17 protein-coding genes are annotated in these 16,556 nt (G+C 57.4%); 11 read left to right on the top strand and 6 right to left on the bottom strand.

Annotated features, from left to right (window positions below):
• Positions 1–92 precede the first annotated feature (92 nt).
• From hemL to V5S80_RS05635, 10 genes are all read left to right on the top strand, one after another.
• Entirely contained in the window at positions 93–1,385 is a 1,293-nt protein-coding gene (hemL, locus tag V5S80_RS05680; RefSeq protein WP_395169890.1) for a glutamate-1-semialdehyde 2,1-aminomutase, read from the top strand.
• Positions 1,386–1,388: 3 nt separating this feature from the next.
• Complete coding sequence (locus V5S80_RS05675) at positions 1,389–2,033, top strand: histidine phosphatase family protein (RefSeq protein WP_395169797.1); 645 nt, start codon at positions 1,389–1,391, stop codon at positions 2,031–2,033.
• 91 nt (positions 2,034–2,124) lie between these two features.
• Positions 2,125–2,781: a TlpA disulfide reductase family protein gene (locus V5S80_RS05670; protein WP_395169889.1), complete on the top strand. Its 657-nt coding sequence runs from the start codon at positions 2,125–2,127 to the stop codon at positions 2,779–2,781.
• Positions 2,781–3,587: a cytochrome c biogenesis CcdA family protein gene (locus tag V5S80_RS05665; RefSeq protein WP_395169888.1), complete on the top strand. Its 807-nt coding sequence runs from the start codon at positions 2,781–2,783 to the stop codon at positions 3,585–3,587. Before V5S80_RS05670 ends, V5S80_RS05665 begins: the two co-directional genes overlap by 1 nt.
• Positions 3,588–3,755: 168 nt before the next feature.
• Positions 3,756–5,321 carry a cytochrome c biogenesis protein ResB gene (locus tag V5S80_RS05660; protein ID WP_395169887.1) on the top strand — a complete coding sequence of 522 codons (1,566 nt, stop codon included), beginning with the start codon at positions 3,756–3,758 and terminating at the stop codon, positions 5,319–5,321.
• A 182-nt stretch (positions 5,322–5,503) separates the two neighbouring features.
• On the top strand, positions 5,504–6,649 hold the full coding sequence (ccsB, locus tag V5S80_RS05655; protein ID WP_395169796.1) for a c-type cytochrome biogenesis protein CcsB: 1,146 nt from the start codon (positions 5,504–5,506) through the stop codon (positions 6,647–6,649).
• A 170-nt stretch (positions 6,650–6,819) separates the two neighbouring features.
• Positions 6,820–8,175 carry a dicarboxylate/amino acid:cation symporter gene (locus tag V5S80_RS05650; RefSeq protein ID WP_395169795.1) on the top strand — a complete coding sequence of 452 codons (1,356 nt, stop codon included), beginning with the start codon at positions 6,820–6,822 and terminating at the stop codon, positions 8,173–8,175.
• A gap of 4 nt (positions 8,176–8,179) precedes the next feature.
• On the top strand, positions 8,180–9,322 hold the full coding sequence (locus V5S80_RS05645; RefSeq protein ID WP_395169794.1) for a dTDP-glucose 4,6-dehydratase: 1,143 nt from the start codon (positions 8,180–8,182) through the stop codon (positions 9,320–9,322).
• 83 nt (positions 9,323–9,405) lie between these two features.
• A complete protein-coding gene (locus tag V5S80_RS05640; RefSeq protein ID WP_395169793.1) occupies positions 9,406–10,116 on the top strand; it encodes a dTDP-4-dehydrorhamnose 3,5-epimerase family protein in 711 nt (236 codons plus the stop codon).
• Between the two features lie 105 nt (positions 10,117–10,221).
• Positions 10,222–10,530 (top strand): DUF4229 domain-containing protein, encoded by a 309-nt coding sequence (locus V5S80_RS05635; RefSeq protein WP_395169792.1) that lies wholly within the window; start codon positions 10,222–10,224, stop codon positions 10,528–10,530.
• A 35-nt stretch (positions 10,531–10,565) separates the two neighbouring features.
• On the opposite strand, the gene V5S80_RS05630 is transcribed toward V5S80_RS05635, so the two are convergent.
• Entirely contained in the window at positions 10,566–11,495 is a 930-nt protein-coding gene (locus V5S80_RS05630) for a 1,4-dihydroxy-2-naphthoate polyprenyltransferase (RefSeq protein ID WP_395169791.1), read from the bottom strand.
• Between the two features lie 94 nt (positions 11,496–11,589).
• Between V5S80_RS05630 and V5S80_RS05625 the strand changes: the two genes are divergently transcribed.
• A complete protein-coding gene (locus V5S80_RS05625) occupies positions 11,590–12,507 on the top strand; it encodes a glycosyltransferase (protein WP_395169790.1) in 918 nt (305 codons plus the stop codon).
• A gap of 5 nt (positions 12,508–12,512) precedes the next feature.
• On the opposite strand, the gene menE is transcribed toward V5S80_RS05625, so the two are convergent.
• The 5 genes from menE to V5S80_RS05600 all read right to left on the bottom strand — a co-directional run bounded on the left by menE (position 12,513) and on the right by V5S80_RS05600 (position 16,532).
• On the bottom strand, positions 12,513–13,862 hold the full coding sequence (menE, locus tag V5S80_RS05620; protein ID WP_395169789.1) for an o-succinylbenzoate--CoA ligase: 1,350 nt from the start codon (positions 13,860–13,862) through the stop codon (positions 12,513–12,515).
• A 72-nt stretch (positions 13,863–13,934) separates the two neighbouring features.
• On the bottom strand, positions 13,935–14,240 hold the full coding sequence (locus V5S80_RS05615) for a hypothetical protein (protein ID WP_395169788.1): 306 nt from the start codon (positions 14,238–14,240) through the stop codon (positions 13,935–13,937).
• Between the two features lie 391 nt (positions 14,241–14,631).
• Positions 14,632–15,054, bottom strand: a complete 423-nt coding sequence (locus V5S80_RS05610) for a DUF3349 domain-containing protein (protein WP_395169787.1) — start codon at positions 15,052–15,054, stop codon at positions 14,632–14,634.
• 12 nt (positions 15,055–15,066) lie between these two features.
• Positions 15,067–15,333: a hypothetical protein gene (locus V5S80_RS05605; RefSeq protein WP_395169786.1), complete on the bottom strand. Its 267-nt coding sequence runs from the start codon at positions 15,331–15,333 to the stop codon at positions 15,067–15,069.
• Positions 15,333–16,532, bottom strand: coding sequence for an anion permease (locus tag V5S80_RS05600; RefSeq protein ID WP_395169785.1), 1,200 nt, complete (start codon positions 16,530–16,532; stop codon positions 15,333–15,335). The genes V5S80_RS05605 and V5S80_RS05600 overlap by 1 nt, the downstream gene beginning before the upstream one ends.
• Between the last annotated feature and the right edge of the window lie 24 nt (positions 16,533–16,556).

Below are 16,556 nucleotides of genomic sequence, written 5' to 3'. Positions count from 1 at the left end.
CTGCCCACTCAGGTAGTGCGGGGTCGGTGGATAGCCCCGGGGTAGGGCCTGCGGATACGGAGTATGGCCAGTCGGTGTTGGAGTTTCCTACCATGAAGGCTATGACTCGTAGTAGTGATTTGTTTGCGCAGGCTCGCCAGTTAATTCCGGGTGGTGTGAATTCGCCGGTGCGTGCGTTTGGCTCGGTTGGGGGCACTCCGCTGTTCATTGATTCTGCCCAGGGGAGCCATCTGCGTGACGTGGATGGTAACGACTACGTGGATTTGGTGTCGTCGTGGGGCCCCATGCTGCACGGCAATGCTCATCCAGCGATTGTGGATGCTGTGCGGTCTGCTGCGGCGAAAGGCCTGTCCTTTGGTGCGCCCACGGCTGCGGAAAATGCATTGGCGGCAGAGATTATTTCCCGCACCTCGGTTGAGGAAGTGCGTATGGTGAACTCTGGAACTGAGGCGACGATGTCCGCGGTCCGGTTGGCGCGGGGCGTGACAGGTCGCTCGACGGTGCTGAAGTTTGCTGGGTGCTACCACGGGCACGTGGATTCGTTGTTGGTTTCGGCGGGCAGTGGGGTGGCAACGTTCGGTGTGCCGGATTCGCCGGGTGTCACGCAGAGTGACACTATTGTGGTGCCCTACAACGACCTCGATGCGGTCCGTGAGGCGTGTGAACAGCACTCTGACGACATTGCGTGCATTATTACGGAGGCTGCCGCGGGCAATATGGGGACGGTGGCGCCGGCAGAGGGGTTCAATGCGGCACTGAGGGACATCGCGCACGAGTACGGTGCGCTTCTTATTCTCGACGAGGTCATGACTGGATTCCGTACCTCGTACCAGGGCTGGTACGGGGTTGATGGTGTGGTGGGGGATCTGGTGACCTTCGGGAAAGTTGTCTCGGGCGGCCTGCCAGCGGCAGCTTTTGGCGGTCGACGCGACCTGATGGCGTATCTTGCGCCAGAAGGCCCTGTGTACCAGGCGGGAACCCTGTCTGGTAATCCCGTGGCAATGGCAGCAGGACTGGCGTCGTTGCGTCTGGCTGACGATGAGTGCTATGCCACCCTCCGTACCAATGCCGACCGCCTGGCGGGCCTGCTCCACGAGGCTCTGGACCGCGAAGGCGTGGCTCATCATATTCAGCGCGCAGCGACGTTCTTGTCGGTTCGTTTCGCCGACGGTGAAGGGCATAATTTCGTCGACATGCGGGCCGCCGATACGTTCCGTTACGCACCGTTCTTCCATGCGTTATTGGATAATGGTGTGTACACTGCGCCGTCAGCATTTGAGACGTGGTTTGTGTCCACGGCTCTCACCGACGAAGATTTCTCTCGCATTGAATCTGCATTGCGTCCTGCCGCGAAGGCAGCTGCAGCGGCCACCAAGGAGGGCTAATTAGTGTCCACGATTGTCCACCTCGTCCGTCATGGCGAGGTCTTCAACCCGGATCGTATTCTGTATGGCCGTCTACCTGGCTATCACTTAAGCGATCGTGGACGCGCCATGGCGTCAACCACTGCTCGCGCATTCACCGGGCATGATGTCACCGTGTTGAAAGCGTCGCCATTGACGCGCGCGCAGGAAACAGCCCAACCATTCCAGCAGGTCACCGGCCTTGACATCGTCACTGATGATGAGCTCATTGAGGCTGGGAATGACCTCGAAGGCTACCGTATCAAAGGGTGGCGCTCGCAGTTGTGGAATCCGACCCTGTGGCATCATCTGAAGGAACCCATGCGGCCCAGCTGGGGTGAGCCGTACCAGGACATTTGCGACCGCATGTGGGCTGCTGTTGGGCGGGCTCGTGAGGAAGCGCGCGGGCATGAGGCGATTATGGTGTCCCACCAGTTGCCGATCGTGATGATTCAGCGCGACTATGCCGGCAAGAGGCTGGCCCATAACCCAGCTGTCCGCCAGTGTTCACTTGCGAGCGTGACCAGCCTTATCTTCGATGATGACACCGTCGTACGTTCTGGTGGCCCCGCCGCCGTTCGCGCGCAGGTCAACGATCTGGCATATAGTGAACCAGCGCAACGTGTGTGAGGTGAACCGTGTGGTGAAAAAGAACATGTTGGCACGAGCAGCGTCGGGCGATGTCATGCCCGCTACGCAGGACAAGCCGAGGTCACAAGCCATGGTGGCGGTGTCTGTGATCATGGCGGTGGGCATGTCAGCGCTGGGTGCCACCACACTAGCTGCCTGCGGAGATGGCGGCACAGCGGGGAAAGACGCCGTGGCTGTCGGCGGGAACTTCAGCTTCGTCTCACCCGGCGGCAAGTTGGTTATCACCTATGATCAAAAAGACCGCAAACCTGTGAAAGGCCTCTCCGGTAGGTCCCTCATGGAGCCGGATAAAACCATCACGCTGTCAGACTTTGACAACCAGATCGTTGTGCTCAACGCGTGGGGCCAGTGGTGTGCTCCGTGCCGTACGGAGGTCGATGACCTTCAAGAAATTCACAACAACATGCAGCAAGGTTCAGGCAATGGGGCCGATGGTTCCGACCATTCCGGAACATCCAAAGGCAAACCTGCCGGAACAGTCCTGGGCATCAATGTTCGCGACTTCAACAAGCAAGCCGCGCAGGACTTCGTGAAAGATAACGATCTCTCCTATCCGAGCATCTATGATCCCTCATTCAAATCGGCTATCTCACTTGGTGGAATACCTGCCTCCGTCGTGCCCACGACCATTGTTTTAGACAAACAACACCGACCTGCGGCTGTTTTCCTCCGTGAAGTCAACACGAAAGAAATCATGGATGTGGTCAACGCCCTGGAGACAGAATGATGACACCCAGCCATCTCCACGCTGATATTGGCGCAGCGTTTGCTACCACCGCGGCGTCAGGCCCGCTGTTCCTCGCGTTGGGAGCTGCCGCCGTGGCTGGGCTTGTATCCTTCGCTAGCCCGTGCGTGATTCCGTTAGTTCCCGGCTATATTTCCTACCTTGCCGGCGTCGTCGGCGCCGAAAGTGACGTTACTACTGAGGGCACAAAGATTCGTTCCCGACGCCTCCGTGTCGCCGGGGCAGCGCTGCTTTTCGTCGCAGGATTCACCGTCGTCTTTATCCTTGCGACAGCCTCTGTGTTTGGAGCGATCTCCGCACTGCAAATCAATAGCGAATTATTGCAGCGTGTGGGCGGGGTCATCACGATCCTCATGGGAATCGTGTTCCTGGGTTTTATCCCTTTCCTGCAGAATGAGCGCCGCATGGCACCCAAGCGCTGGTCCACGCTCATGGGTGCTCCACTGTTGGGCGCGGTCTTTGCCCTAGGGTGGACTCCATGCCTTGGGCCTACGCTGGCTGGCATTATCAGCGTCGCCGCCGGAACAGAGGGGACGACCGCACTGCGAGGAGTGCTTCTCATCATCGCATATTGCCTCGGCTTGGGGCTGCCCTTCATCATCGTTGCGCTCGGGTCATCGACGGTTCTCGCTAGTGTGTCGTGGCTGCGGCGGCATAGCCGCGGGGTGCAGATCGCCGGTGGTGTCGCCCTGATCATTGTCGGGATCGCTTTGGTCACAGGACAATGGGCTGTGTTTGTCTCCTGGGTCCGCCAGTGGGCCGTGACGAGCACAGTAACCCCCATCTAGTCGGGGACCATCGCGGGATTGCGTGCGCTGCCCCCTGATACAGTGGACGCCTTTCGGCACCAAGGCATCGTGTAGACCATAATCGGGGGTAGCACAAGAAAGGCGGACGACGTGGCGCGCAAACAATTTTCTTCGCTGTGGCGTATTCCCTGGCGCTGGCTCACCAGTATGCGGACCGCGCTGATTTTGCTCTTCCTTCTTGCTCTCGGCGCGATCCCGGGGGCGATTCTCCCGCAGCGTTCGCTGAACAAAGAGAAAGTTGCCACCTATATTGCCGACAACGGCACTACCGGGAAGATCTACGACAAACTCCAGCTTTTCGACGTCTTTTCGTCGACGTGGTTCACCGCCATCTACGTCCTGCTGTTCATCTCCCTGGTTGGCTGTATTCTTCCCCGCACGTGGGAGCACTACACAGCGATGCGCGCGAAGCCTGTGCGCGCGCCCAAGAATCTCAACCGCCTCCCGCACTACCGCGCACGCATCATCCCCGCCGACGACTTCCCCGGCGTTGATGACTACGCGCGCACAACTATCACTCCACTGTTTACGAAGTGGCACACGCGTGAAACGCCCGCCTCGGAGGATCGCGCCGGGCAATGGTCATTTAGTGCGGAGCGCGGATACGCCCGCGAGTTCTGCAACCTTGTTTTCCATGTCGGTCTCACGGTCATGCTGGTCTTCATCGCAGCGGGGCGGTTGATGTACTACGAAGGTCAGGTCATCGTTATTGCGGGCAATGAGAACTCGCAGTTCTGCAATTCGGCTGTCGCGAACTTTGATTCGTTCCGGCACGGGGCACTTGTCGATGGGACGAAGTTGTCGCCGTACTGTATCCACATTGGCGACTTTAATGCCGATTACCTGTCGAATGGGCAGGCCACGATGTTTACCTCAGATATCCGCTATGCAACGAAAGATGACATCGACAAGCCGGATTCTGAGTGGAAAAAATATACCCTGAGGGTGAACCATCCGCTGCGCATCAACGGTGACCGTGTCTATCTACAAGGCCATGGGTATGCGCCGTCATTCACAGTGAAGTGGCCCAACGGGGAGACCCGCACGGGTGAGATCCAGTGGCAGCCGACAGATATGATGAATTTTATGTCCGCGGGTGCGATGCGTATTGATCCACCGGCTGGGATGTACCCTGATCTGCAGGAGCGTCGGAAGAACCAAGTGGCGATCCAAGGTCTCTACGCGCCGACGGCCGTGTTTAGTGGTGAGAACAACAATGTGTTGTCGGGGTCTCGGTTCCCGACCCAAGATGATGAAGCCGTCGCCATCGATGTTTTCCGTGGTGATGCCGGACTGGATACCGGCGTGGGTCAAAGCCTGTTTAGCCTGGATACGAGCCTAATCCACCAGGGTCTGTTGTCCAAGGTGGATCGTGCGAATCTACACAAGGGCCAAACAACGACCCTTAACGATGGCACCGAGATCACGTTTAATGGTGCGAAGCCATTTGTGAATCTGCAGGTCAGCCGTGATCCGACGCAGGGCTACCTGCTGGGCATCACGCTCATTATGCTTGCTGGATTAGTTGGGTCGGTCGCTATCAAGCGCCGCCGTATGTGGGTTCGCGTCACACCGCGTGACGACGGAACAGCGCTCGTCGAAACCGCTGGTCTTGCTCGTACGGATCGTGCCGGGTGGGGGCGTGAGTTCGCTAGATATGCTCGAACTATTGTGCAGGAGCCAGATGATGACTATGACGACGAGGAGGACTAGCCGTCGGCACATCGTCGCTGGTGGCTGGTGCTAAGGTCCCGTGGTGACTGTGCTGCTCGTCGTCTGTCGTGGTCCTGCGTTCCCGGTGGTTACGTTCAGATGGTGGGGGCCGTACAATTATGCCTGTTTATTGCCCTCAGTGTGTGACATGAAATAGCCTGGGCAGGGAGAAGAGGAGAACTATGCCGGTTAATAAGACTCTTGCCTCGTTTTCAGACTTTTCGTTCAAAGTCGCATTCGCGGTATATGTCATCGGGCTGATCGTCATGTTGGCTTATTATGTTCGTGAACAGATGCTTCAGGAGGCATTCGAGGACGCCAGGTCTCGTACTGACGCTCAGTCGGGCTCATCGACGTCAACGAACGATAAAGAGCTGGTCAGTGCGGGGGTAGCAGGGGCAGGTTGCGCGTCCACGGCATCAGTGCGGGGCGAGGCGACGGCCTCTGTAACAACAGGAGGTGCGGGTGCGTCGCCCCGATCGGCCTCGTCGGCGGTGGGTAAGCTGTGGGGGCGCGTTGCGAATGACCGGCCAGTTCTCACCCAGGCGGAACTTGATGGCCGCCAAGACAGTATCGATAGGATGGGGGCTTTCGGTCAAGGGATTATCTTCCTGGGGTTGCTCTTCCATGCGGCGTGCGTCGTCCTACGTGGATTATCGGCCCACCGGTTCCCGTGGGGGAACCTGTATGAATATGTCGCCCTCGTGTCCCTGGTGGCAATGGTTGTTGCCACGGTTGTCTTGACGAAACGCGAGAACCGCATTATGTGGCCGTGGGTGCTCATGCCTGTGGTTGCGTTGCTGTTTTATGGCGGGATGAAGTTATATGCGGAATCGGCGCCGGTGGTTCCTGCGTTGCAGTCGTACTGGTTCCCCATTCATGTGTCGACGGTGTCAATTGGTGCGGGTTTCGGCTTGATTTCTGGAATGTGCAGCTTGGCGTATATTGTGCGGATGTTCCAACCGGTCGGCAAGGAGCATGGCATGGTTGGGAAAATCGCCGGGCCTTTGCCAACTGCCAAGCGGCTTGATCGGTTGGCCTACCGCACGGCGGTTATCACGTTCCCGATCTTCGGGCTCGGTGTGATCTTCGGTGCGATTTGGGCGGAGTCCGCCTGGGGGCGTTTTTGGAACTGGGACCCAAAGGAGTCCATCTCGTTCGTGACATGGATTCTCTACGCTGCTTACCTTCACGCTCGGGCAACGTCGGGATGGAAGGATCAGCGTGCGGCGTGGATTAATGTGGTTGCCTTCGGGATTATGGTGTTCAATCTGTTCTTCATCAACCTTGTTGTCTCTGGTTTGCATTCGTACTCAGGGCTGAACTAACCATCCCCTCATCCCAGGTGTATTCGGGGCCGTGGTTCATGTGGTGTCGCACGCAGTGTAGGCGATGGGGGCGGCCTACTCTGGCCTATGAGGGAGTTGGCTTTGGAAACGGGGTCGTCGACTAATACTCTCATGGGGGATATCGGCCATCATGAAGAGAAAGATCCTATATGCCCCAGTCGGCCCCTGACGAGCAGCCTGATCACAATGACCCCACGGTGGACACAACAGTAGGTGGCGCGTATTCGGTTCGCGCTGTGCCGTCACGATCGGCGGTTGTCCAGTGGATTCGTGGGAATCTTCTGGTGCAGATCATTATTGCGATTATCACGGGCGCGGTGTGCTCATTATTCTTTCCGCCGTGGCTGGCGCGGGTGTTTGTCACTTATAACAGTCTGTTTAGTAATTTCTTGAGTTTCTTCATCCCGGTGTTGATTTTTGCGTTGATCACGCCTGCGATTTCTGGTCTGGGCCGTGGGGCGGGGAAGTGGTTAGCCGTGACCACTGGTGTCGCCTATGGGTCGACTGTGTTCTCTGGCCTCATTGCTTTTGGGACAGCATCCGCGGTGTATCCGTGGCTGTTGAAGGGTGATGACCTGTTTAAGGCCAAAACGGTGGATAATGGTGCTCTCAAACCATTTTTTGAGGTTGCCATGAAGCCGCCGTTTGAGGTCATGACGGCACTGTTGTTGGCGTTCACGATTGGTGTGGCGATGACCGCGGTGAAGAGCGACACATTGTATTCGGGTGCGAAGGATCTTGAACGGGTAATTATGCGGGTGATCAGCTCGTTTGTGATCCCATGCTTGCCGCTGTTCATTTTTGGCATGTTCTTGTCGATGGGGATGAATGGCAACTTGACGACGACGTTGGTGTCGTTTGCCAAGGTGATCGTGTTGGCGATTGCGATGACGGGTGTGTTGCTGCTCATTCAGTTCTCGGTGACGGGTGCGATTGCGCGGGTGAATCCGTGGCGTGCGTTTATCAATATGATTCCGGCGTATGTGACGGCGTTGGGAACATCATCATCAGCTGCGACGATTCCGGTGACGTATGAGTGTTCGAAGAAGAATGGTGTGGATCCGACGGTTGCCGGGTTCACCGTGCCCTTGTGTGCGACGATTCACTTGGCCGGGTCGATGATGAAGATCGCGTTATTTGCGTTCGCGATTGTGCAGATGGCGGATATTGATACAACGCCGGCGACGATGATTGGTTTTGTGCTCATGCTCGGGATCACCATGATTGCTGCACCAGGTGTTCCGGGTGGGGCGATTATGGCAGCGTCTGGGGTGTTGTCATCAATGTTGGGTTTTTCTGACTCTGAGGTTGCGATTATGGTTGCGGCGTACATCGCGATTGATTCGTTTGGTACGGCGTGCAATGTGACTGGTGACGGTGCTATTGCGCTGATTATTAACCGTATGGTGGGGGAACAGGGGATTAGTCGCAAGGAGCTTGAGGACACTCCGACGTATGAGGATGCTATTGCGGAGGCGGAAGCTCGTGATGCCGCGGTACGGTGATTCCATGCACACTGTGGTAGTCACTGGGGGAGCTGGTTTTATTGGCTCGAATTTCGTACATTACACGCGGGCGCATCGGCCTGATGTGCGTGTCGTGGTGTTGGATGCGTTGACGTATGCGGGGAATTTGGAGAGCTTGAAGCCCGATTTTTCCACTGACGTGAGGGGGGTGGCACCCACTTCCATTGGCTTGGGTGAGGCAGTGGCTTCCTCTGAGCTGTCGGCCCGATCTGCCGCTGCATCCTGCCATCGTGCGTCGTCGCCGACGAGTGACCTGGTGTGTGAACTGGTGGTAGGTGATATTTGCGATCACGCGCTGGTTGATGAGTTGGTTGCGTCGGCGGATCAGGTTGTTCATTTCGCGGCGGAGAGCCACAACGATAATTCGTTGCAGGATCCGGCGCCGTTTTTGCGGGCGAATGTGGAGGGGACGGTGACGGTGGCGTCGGCGTGTGTGAAGCATGGTGTGCCGCTGCATCATATTTCAACTGATGAGGTGTTTGGTGACCTGCCGGTGGGGTCGCCGGAGCGGTTTACTGAGTCGACTCCGTATCGTCCGTCGTCGCCGTATTCTGCATCGAAGGCGGCGGCTGATCATATGGTGCGTGCGTGGGTGCGGAGTTTTGGGTTGAAGGCGACGATGTCAAATTGCTCTAATAATTATGGGCCTCGTCAGCATCCGGAGAAGTTTATCCCTCGGCAGATTATTGGGCTCATCGAGGGGCGACGTCCGCGGGTGTATGGTACGGGTGAGAATGTGCGTGATTGGATTCACGTGGACGATCACAATAGTGCGGTCTGGTCTATTATCGATGCAGCCTGCCAGGATCCGGCACTGTACGGTCGGACGTTCCTCATTGGTGCTGACGGTGAGCGTTCTAATCTCGACATTGTGGGGGATCTCCTCGAGGCCTTCGGTCTCTCGCGTAGTGATTATGTGCATGTGACGGATCGGCCGGGGCATGATCGTCGGTACGCTATTGATCCCACAACGCTGCGTACTGAGCTCAGGTGGGAGCCGACGCATTCTCTTGCCGACGGTCTTCGCGAGACGATTGAGTGGTACAGGAATAACCGGGACTGGTGGGAGGTTGCGGCGAAGGCGGCGGAGGCGAAGTACGCGCTCACGGAGAAAGAACTCCCGTGAGGGTGCGGGGCGCGTTGCCACTGTTGGCATGAGAGGCGCAGTGTGTGGCGGTTTTGTGTTTGGGGGCCACTAAGCTGGGTGTCATGACGTCTCGACTTGAAGTTCAGGAACCTGACCAGTACGCCACGTACACGGCAACCCCGATTCCTGGGGTGTTTATTTTTTATCCGACTGTTCATGGTGATCAGCGCGGCAGTTTCCACGAGTGGTACAAGGCGGATGATCTCGCTGAGGCGTTGGGTTATCCTTTTTTCCCGGAGCAGGCGAATATGAGTGTCTCTGTTCGTGGCGTGGTCCGTGGGATCCACCTGGCGGAGGTTCCGCCGGGGCAGGCGAAGATGGTGACGTGTCCGGCGGGGGCTCTCAGCGATATTATCGTTGATCTGCGTAAGGGGTCGGAGACGTATTTGAAGCACATCGTTGTTCCTCTTAACCAGGATAATCACGCGGTGGTGTATCTTCCGGTGGGTGTCGGTCACGGGTTTGTTGCCCACGAGGACAACACTGTGGCGACCTATTTGACGAGTACTGCGTACGATCCTGACCGTGAGTTTGGGGTGCGTGTGACGGATCCTGCCCTTGGGATTGATTGCCTGTCTCTTCTTCGGGGTGAGGCGGCCGCCGGGGATTTGTCGGTGGTTGAGCCTATTTTTTCTGACAAGGATCGTGTCGCGCCTCTAGTTGCTGAGATTGACGATCGACTTCCCACGTGGGAGTTCTGTAAAAACTATGAGGATGATTTGCGCAACGGTTGGGCGATTGCCAACACTGAGGCCGGCGAGGACGTGGAGTAGCGCACGGTGGGGCTCGGTGCAGAGACTCGGGTATGCCGAGTTTCCTGCGCTGTGATGCGGGAGTGGGTTGTCGTCGGGATGGGGGTCACGGCTACTCTGGCTATTGTGAATGTGGACACTACTCAGTCTGTTGAGAAGCCGACGCGCCCGTGGAAAGACATTGTGCTCTATGGGTTGGCGCGTGTGGTGTTGTTCCTCGTCTTGACGGTGGTGATTGCGTATGGCGCCTACGTGGTGGGTGCTCCGATGCCTGTCATGATCAGTGCTCTTCTTGCGTTGATTGTGGCGCTGCCGTTGTCGATGTTCCTTTTTAAGGGTCTTCGTTTGAGGGTGACGGCGGAGATGGCGGCGTGGGATGATCAGCGTCGTGCCCATAGGGAGTACATCAAGAATGAGCTGGAAGGCCGCGAGTAGAGTTTCATCGACCGACCCCAGGTGGCCTTGTTGTTTCACCCTATCCAGAGGGTGAGCGTGGTGATAAGTGACCATGCGACCATCGCGCGGCCTGTTATGCCGAGGACAGGGATGAGGTCTCGCCCCTTGGCGTGGGTGATGATTGGGCGTGATGCGAGCCCGAGGAGTGGCGCTGCGGCCAGGCCCAGCACAGACCAGGGTGTTGCGATGATGGCGAGCAGGCAGGACATGACGAGGGGGACGGCGGCAAGAGAGCACCACAGTGTTCGACTGCCTCTGTCACCGAGGCGAACGGCGAGGGTGATTTTCCCTGTTGCGGAATCACTAGGAATGTCGCGAAGGTTGTTTGCCAGGTTCACTGCAGCGGACACTGATCCGATGGCGATAGCGATAGCAATTCCAGCGCCGGTGATGTGATTGGCTTGTGTGTACTGGGTGCCGAGAACCGCGACGAGCCCGAAGAAAATGAAGATGGCAGCTTCACCCAGTCCGCGATAGCCGTAGGGGTTGTTCCCGCCCGTGTAGAACCAGGCGGCCACGACACACACGATGCCGACGATGATGAGCCACCAATGCCCGCTGACCGCGCATAACGCTAGGCCAGCCAGCCCAGCGACGCCGAAGGCGACGAATGCTGCGTGTTTTACTCCGTGTGGTTGGATGAGCCCGGAGGCAGTAAGGCGGAAAGGACCAGAGCGGTCGTCGTCGGTGCCGCGGATTCCATCGGAATAGTCGTTTGCATAGTTGACGCCGATGACGAGAAACCACCCAACAATGCCTGCGAGGACGGCGTTGATCATCGCTGCGTGTCCGGCGAATGCAGCGGCTCCAGTGCCGGCGATGACGGGGGCGATGCCATTGGCCCAGGTGTGGGGGCGGGCTGCCTCAAGCCAGTCGTGGGCGGTGACTGTGCGTGCCGGTGGCGCGTGGTGGTCTGTGGCTGGGTAGTGAGGGGTGTCGGCCATTATTCTATTGTGACGTATCGGCGGTGTGAAAAATAGCCCCGGGTAGGCTGGGGTGTTGGGAATACGCGATGGCCGGGTGAGGGAAGGACGCTGTGTGCAGCAGATCGGTTATTTTTTAGGTCAAGTGGTCAGTTTTTTTCTGACGCTCGCCCGGCTGATTCCGCTGCGAGTCCACAATGAGTTCGATGGTAAGCCCATCCCGTCATATGGCCCCGTGACTATTTCGTTGACAACTCATGGGCCTCGGCTCACTAAGGTGTGGTACACCATTGAGTCGCTTGCTCGGGGGACAGTGTCTGCGCCGATTGTGTTGTGGCTTGATCGTGAGGATTATGAGCGGCCTCTGCCGGATCGTCTTCGACGGCTGGTCGATCGTGGCCTGCAGATCCGTTGTTCTGATGGTGCCTTTGGCCCTCATACGAAGTATTGGCCCTTGTTCCGTGAGCGTGTGGCGGAGGTACGCGAGTCGACGGTGTCGAATCTCGCTGATGAGGGGTTTTTTCCGTCGCGTGTGGCTACGGCTGATGATGACATCATTTATCCGGAATGGTGGCTCGAGCGGCTGTTGGAGTGCGCGGAGTTGAGTCCGGGTGACGTGGTTGCCTACCGGGCGCACCGGGTGTGTGTGAAGAACGGTGGGTTGGCCCCGTATGCTCGCTGGACTGCGGTGAAGTCGTGTCGGGCGTCGATTGCGAACATGGCGACCGGTGTGTCAGGGGTGCTTTATCCGGTTCCGTTTATGGCCTTTGTTGTGGATCAGGGAGATTGTTTTCGAGACCTTGCGCCGAAGGCAGATGATATTTGGCTGCATGCGTGTGCCGTGAGGTCGGGGACTAAGGTGCGTCAGGTTTTTGGGCAGCAGCGTAATTTCGCAGTGGTTCCCACGACGCAGCTTAGCGCTGCGCTGGTTGTTCGTAATGTGTGGATGGGCGGCAATGACCTTCAGGCGAGCCGCGTGTACACGGATGAGGATGTCGCGGCGTTGTCGCGGGCGAGTGGGCTGTCGCTGTAGTGCTGTCAGGTGTTGCGTTCGCCGGTGGTGTGAGTGGGGTGGGGTTTGGGGGGTTGTGCTGTGGCGAGGAGTTGTCGCAATGTGTGGCGGTCGGTTTTTCCAGGTCCTCGTAGTGGGATTGTGGTGATCAGTGCGATGGTGGTTGGTAGAGCGTGAGCGGGTAGGTCGAGGCGTGCTCGGATACGTTGTGTGGCTTCGCTGTTGAGGATGCGCGGTCGTTGAGAATGAAATGTGGTGGCGTGCGGGGTGTCTTCGATGACTAGACACACACTTTCACCCCATTCTTGTGAGGGAATGCCGAGGACGGCGCAGTCAGTATAGCCAGCACGTCGTGCTGCGGTTTCCACGATCTCAGGGAGTACTTTCAGTCCGCCGGTGTTGATCGCTTGGTCGTACCGACCGAGGATTTCTAGCTTGTTTGCGCGTAGTCGTCCGATGTCGTCGGTGATGAACCATCCTCCGACAAAAGGGTTGGTGGTGTTTGTGCGGGAGGGGTCTGTATTGCTGTGGTGGGATGGGTTGTTGTGATCGTCGGAGTTAAAGAGTATATCAGCGTTCCGGTATCCGCTGGCTAGCGTTGGTCCGCCGAGGAGTATTCGTCCTTCAGAGCCATCGTGGGTTGCGTTGAGTGGTTGGATTCGTATGGTGGTGCCGGGTAGTGGTGTTCCGTTGTAGACGATACCGCCGGCGGTTTCGGATGAACCATAGGTGGTGATGAGTCGCCATCCTAATTCCTTGCAGGAGTTCAGCATGGTGGTGCTCAGTGGTGCCCCCCCTACGAGGATGGCGTCGAGGCTGGCCACAGTGTCGACAAGTGCCGTGGTACTGATGGGTTGTTTACCGTGCTCAACGGCGTGGAGGAGTCGGCTGATCTGTGTTGGAACCAACGAACAGTAACGTCGGTGGCCCGTCATGTGGTTGATCGCGTCGACGAACGTGTGAGGGGTGAACGTGTGCCTCGTATCCATGAGTACTGGTTCGTATCCCGCTGCGAGTGATCGCAGGAGAACCTGGAGTCCTGCGACGTGGTCGGGTGGCAGTGCTAAGAGCCATTGGCCAGGGCCACCGAGGGCTGCTGTGGTGGCCGACGCAGATGCTGTGAGGGCTGTGGCGGTGAGTTGTGCGCCTTTCGGAATACCGGTGGAACCGGACGTGGAGAGTATGACGGCGATGTCCGTGGCGATGGGATCGCCGGCTCTCATGACCTCGCAGAGCATGGATGCGCGGGCTGGATCGGTGGTGGGAATGGGAAGGAGTGATGCCTCGCCGCGTAGCGCTTTGTCTAATTGTGGATATATGGTGGCGATGTGGGTGTGTGGGGGGATGGGGAGTGGTGCGAGTGGCCGGGTGTTCACGATGGGGCAGTGTAGTAAGAGTACAAAGAAAAACCAGCCACCGGGCTGACCTGGTGGCTGGTGGTGCTCGTGTTAGTCGGCGATGAAACCGAGGCTGTCGAGGGTGACGAAGATGGTGTGAATTTCGTCGCGTGTCGCTTTCCGCTGGTGGACAGTGTAGAAAGCTTGTGCTGCGTCGGCAGCTGTTGATGGAATGTGTCCCTCGGTGACCAGTAAGTTGACCACGTCATCGGTTTTCGTTGTGGTGGTGGGTTCAGCAAGTGCAACTGCTGAACGACCATGATGCACAGGATGCGCACGGCCAACGACAGCCACGGGGGTGAATTGTTGGTCGCTGATGCGAAGCCAGTTGATGAAACGCATGATGTTGCTTGCCATTTTCTTACCCTCCTTTATGGGGTCGTATGCGAGTCGCAAACTGTAACGTCTGACAACGGCTCTGTGTGTGATAACTATCGACGGGTGTCATCGTGTGATGTGCACTGTCTGTAGATATCGGTGGAGCGAATCTGGCGTTACAAAGTAGATAAAAGCACTCTAGGTGAGATTGTTGGTGGAGTCAAGCATTGACCCACCCCTCAAATTTGCTAACAAAAATCTTTCCGGACATTGACCAAGACGAACACCCTGGAGAGTCACCCTGATCCGTCAGAATGGTGAGATATCTAACTCCGTGCTGAGGAATCGGTCAAGCCAATAAACACGGGTGTGTCACAAGGACCACTGACACCCCGTTGTAAAAGGCGACGCGCGCGTGTGACGCGTGCGCCTAGGGAGCGACGGTGAAGCCACCCTCACGGAGCTTTGCCCTAACACGGGCAAGGTCATCCTCCGTGGGCTTTTGAGCCATCGTCTTCGCAATGTAGTGCTGAACATCCCTCTCAGTGATAGTTTTGTCTCGATCGTGGTGCGATTCTTGCTTCGTGACAATAACAGCAGCGATCCGGTCGATGTCCGCGTCCTTCAGCTCCTGCTTGAGGACATACATGATGGCCCCAGCATCCCCATCAGGAACTCCCGCTGGATATCCGACACGCAGCCAATCGACAAAACGGACCAACCAATTCTTATGCTCGAGCTCGCGTCGTTCATCGATCGCTCGCTGAGTAGCTTCTGAAAATGTGCCGCACGCAGTGTCAGCATCGTTCGTGGTGGACTCTGAAGGTGAGGTGGGGTGGGAATCAGTGCTCATCTCTGGGGTCCTTTAGTGTCCGCCGGACGTGCCGTAGATGTTGATGCCGGTGTAATGCGCGATGGTCGCATTGGTGATCCACAAAACACCGGCGAGGATAACGACGAGGCAGAGAAGATAGATCACCCAGGCCAGGATGTGATTGATTCCCTTAGATTGTTTCCCGTGTGTTGATCCCGCTGCATCGAGGCGCACTCCAAGTGAGAACAGAGTGGGCAGTCCCGCGCCGAGAACTAAGGCGACAATGAGAACAGTAAGCAGTGAATTGATCGTCGACATTAGCGGGTAACCTTTCGCTGATCAGCGGGGATAACTGAGTTAGAGTTCTCATCCCAGTCGGCGTTGACATTGTCAGAGGACACCTGGTGTTTACGGGACTGCAGGTAGATGAAACCAGCGAGGGTGAGCAGAATAGCGAACGCCGCCAGAACACCAATGAAGTCAGTGGTTGCGACGCCCACGAGGTGGGCAACCAGCCACGTCAGCGCGCCAACAATAGCGGCACAGGGAAGGGTGATAATCCAGGCAGTTGCCATGCGGCCAGCCACACCCCACCGAACCTCAGCCCCACGAAGACCGAGCCCTGTTCCAAGGATGGAACCGGTTGCGACGTGTGTCGTCGACAAGGCCATGCCGGCATGGGAGGAAGTCAGGATGATCGCGGCCGATGATGCTTCGGCGGCCATGCCCTGGGGAGAGTCGATTTCGACGAGACCTTTACCTAAGGTGCGGATAACTCGCCAGCCACCTGTGTAAGTGCCCAGGGCGATCGCTCCTGCACACGCTGCGATGATCCACAGTGGCATGTGGGTGTCGGGGCCGATCTCCCCATAGGCGACGAGGGCCAGGAAGATGACGCCCATCGTTTTCTGGGCATCGCCAGTGCCGTGAGCTAACGATACAAGCGAGGCTGTGGCGATTTGTCCGATACGGAAGTGATTGTTTTTGTTGCCCTCGTCAACGTTGGCGGTGATGCGGTACACCAACCACGTGCCGCATGCTGATACAAGCCCGGCCACAAATGGGGCTGCGAGTGCGGGAATGATGATTTTTCCGAAGATGTTTGCCCAGGCTACGCCCCCAATACCCAGGGACACGAAGGCGGCGCCAATGAGACCGCCAAAGAGGGCGTGGGAGGAACTGGACGGGATGCCAAGGAGCCAGGTCAGCAGGTTCCAGACGATCCCCCCAATGAGCCCAGCAAACACAACAAGAAGAAGCTTGTGGGCGTCAGCGTCACTGTGCAGGTTGAATTGGTCGAGATTGACGATCCCTTTGCCGACGGTCTTGGCTACTTCGACCGACAGGAATGCGCCAATCAGGTTGAGGATTGCTGACAGTGTGACTGCAACTTTTGGTGTTAACGCGCCGGTAGCAATGGAGGTTGCCATCGCGTTCGCGGTGTCATGGAAACCGTTGGTGAAATCGAACGCGAGCGCGGTGGCGATCACTATGACGAGGATGATAAGTTCAGTCACAGCGAAAGTATCCTCCCCGAACTA

Source organism: Corynebacterium sp. PCR 32 (assembly GCF_037464985.1).
Classification (GTDB): Bacteria; Actinomycetota; Actinomycetes; order Mycobacteriales; family Mycobacteriaceae; genus Corynebacterium; species Corynebacterium kroppenstedtii_D.
The sequence above is the reverse complement of the archived record's forward strand: the minus strand, read 5'-3'. Positions and strand labels throughout refer to the sequence as shown.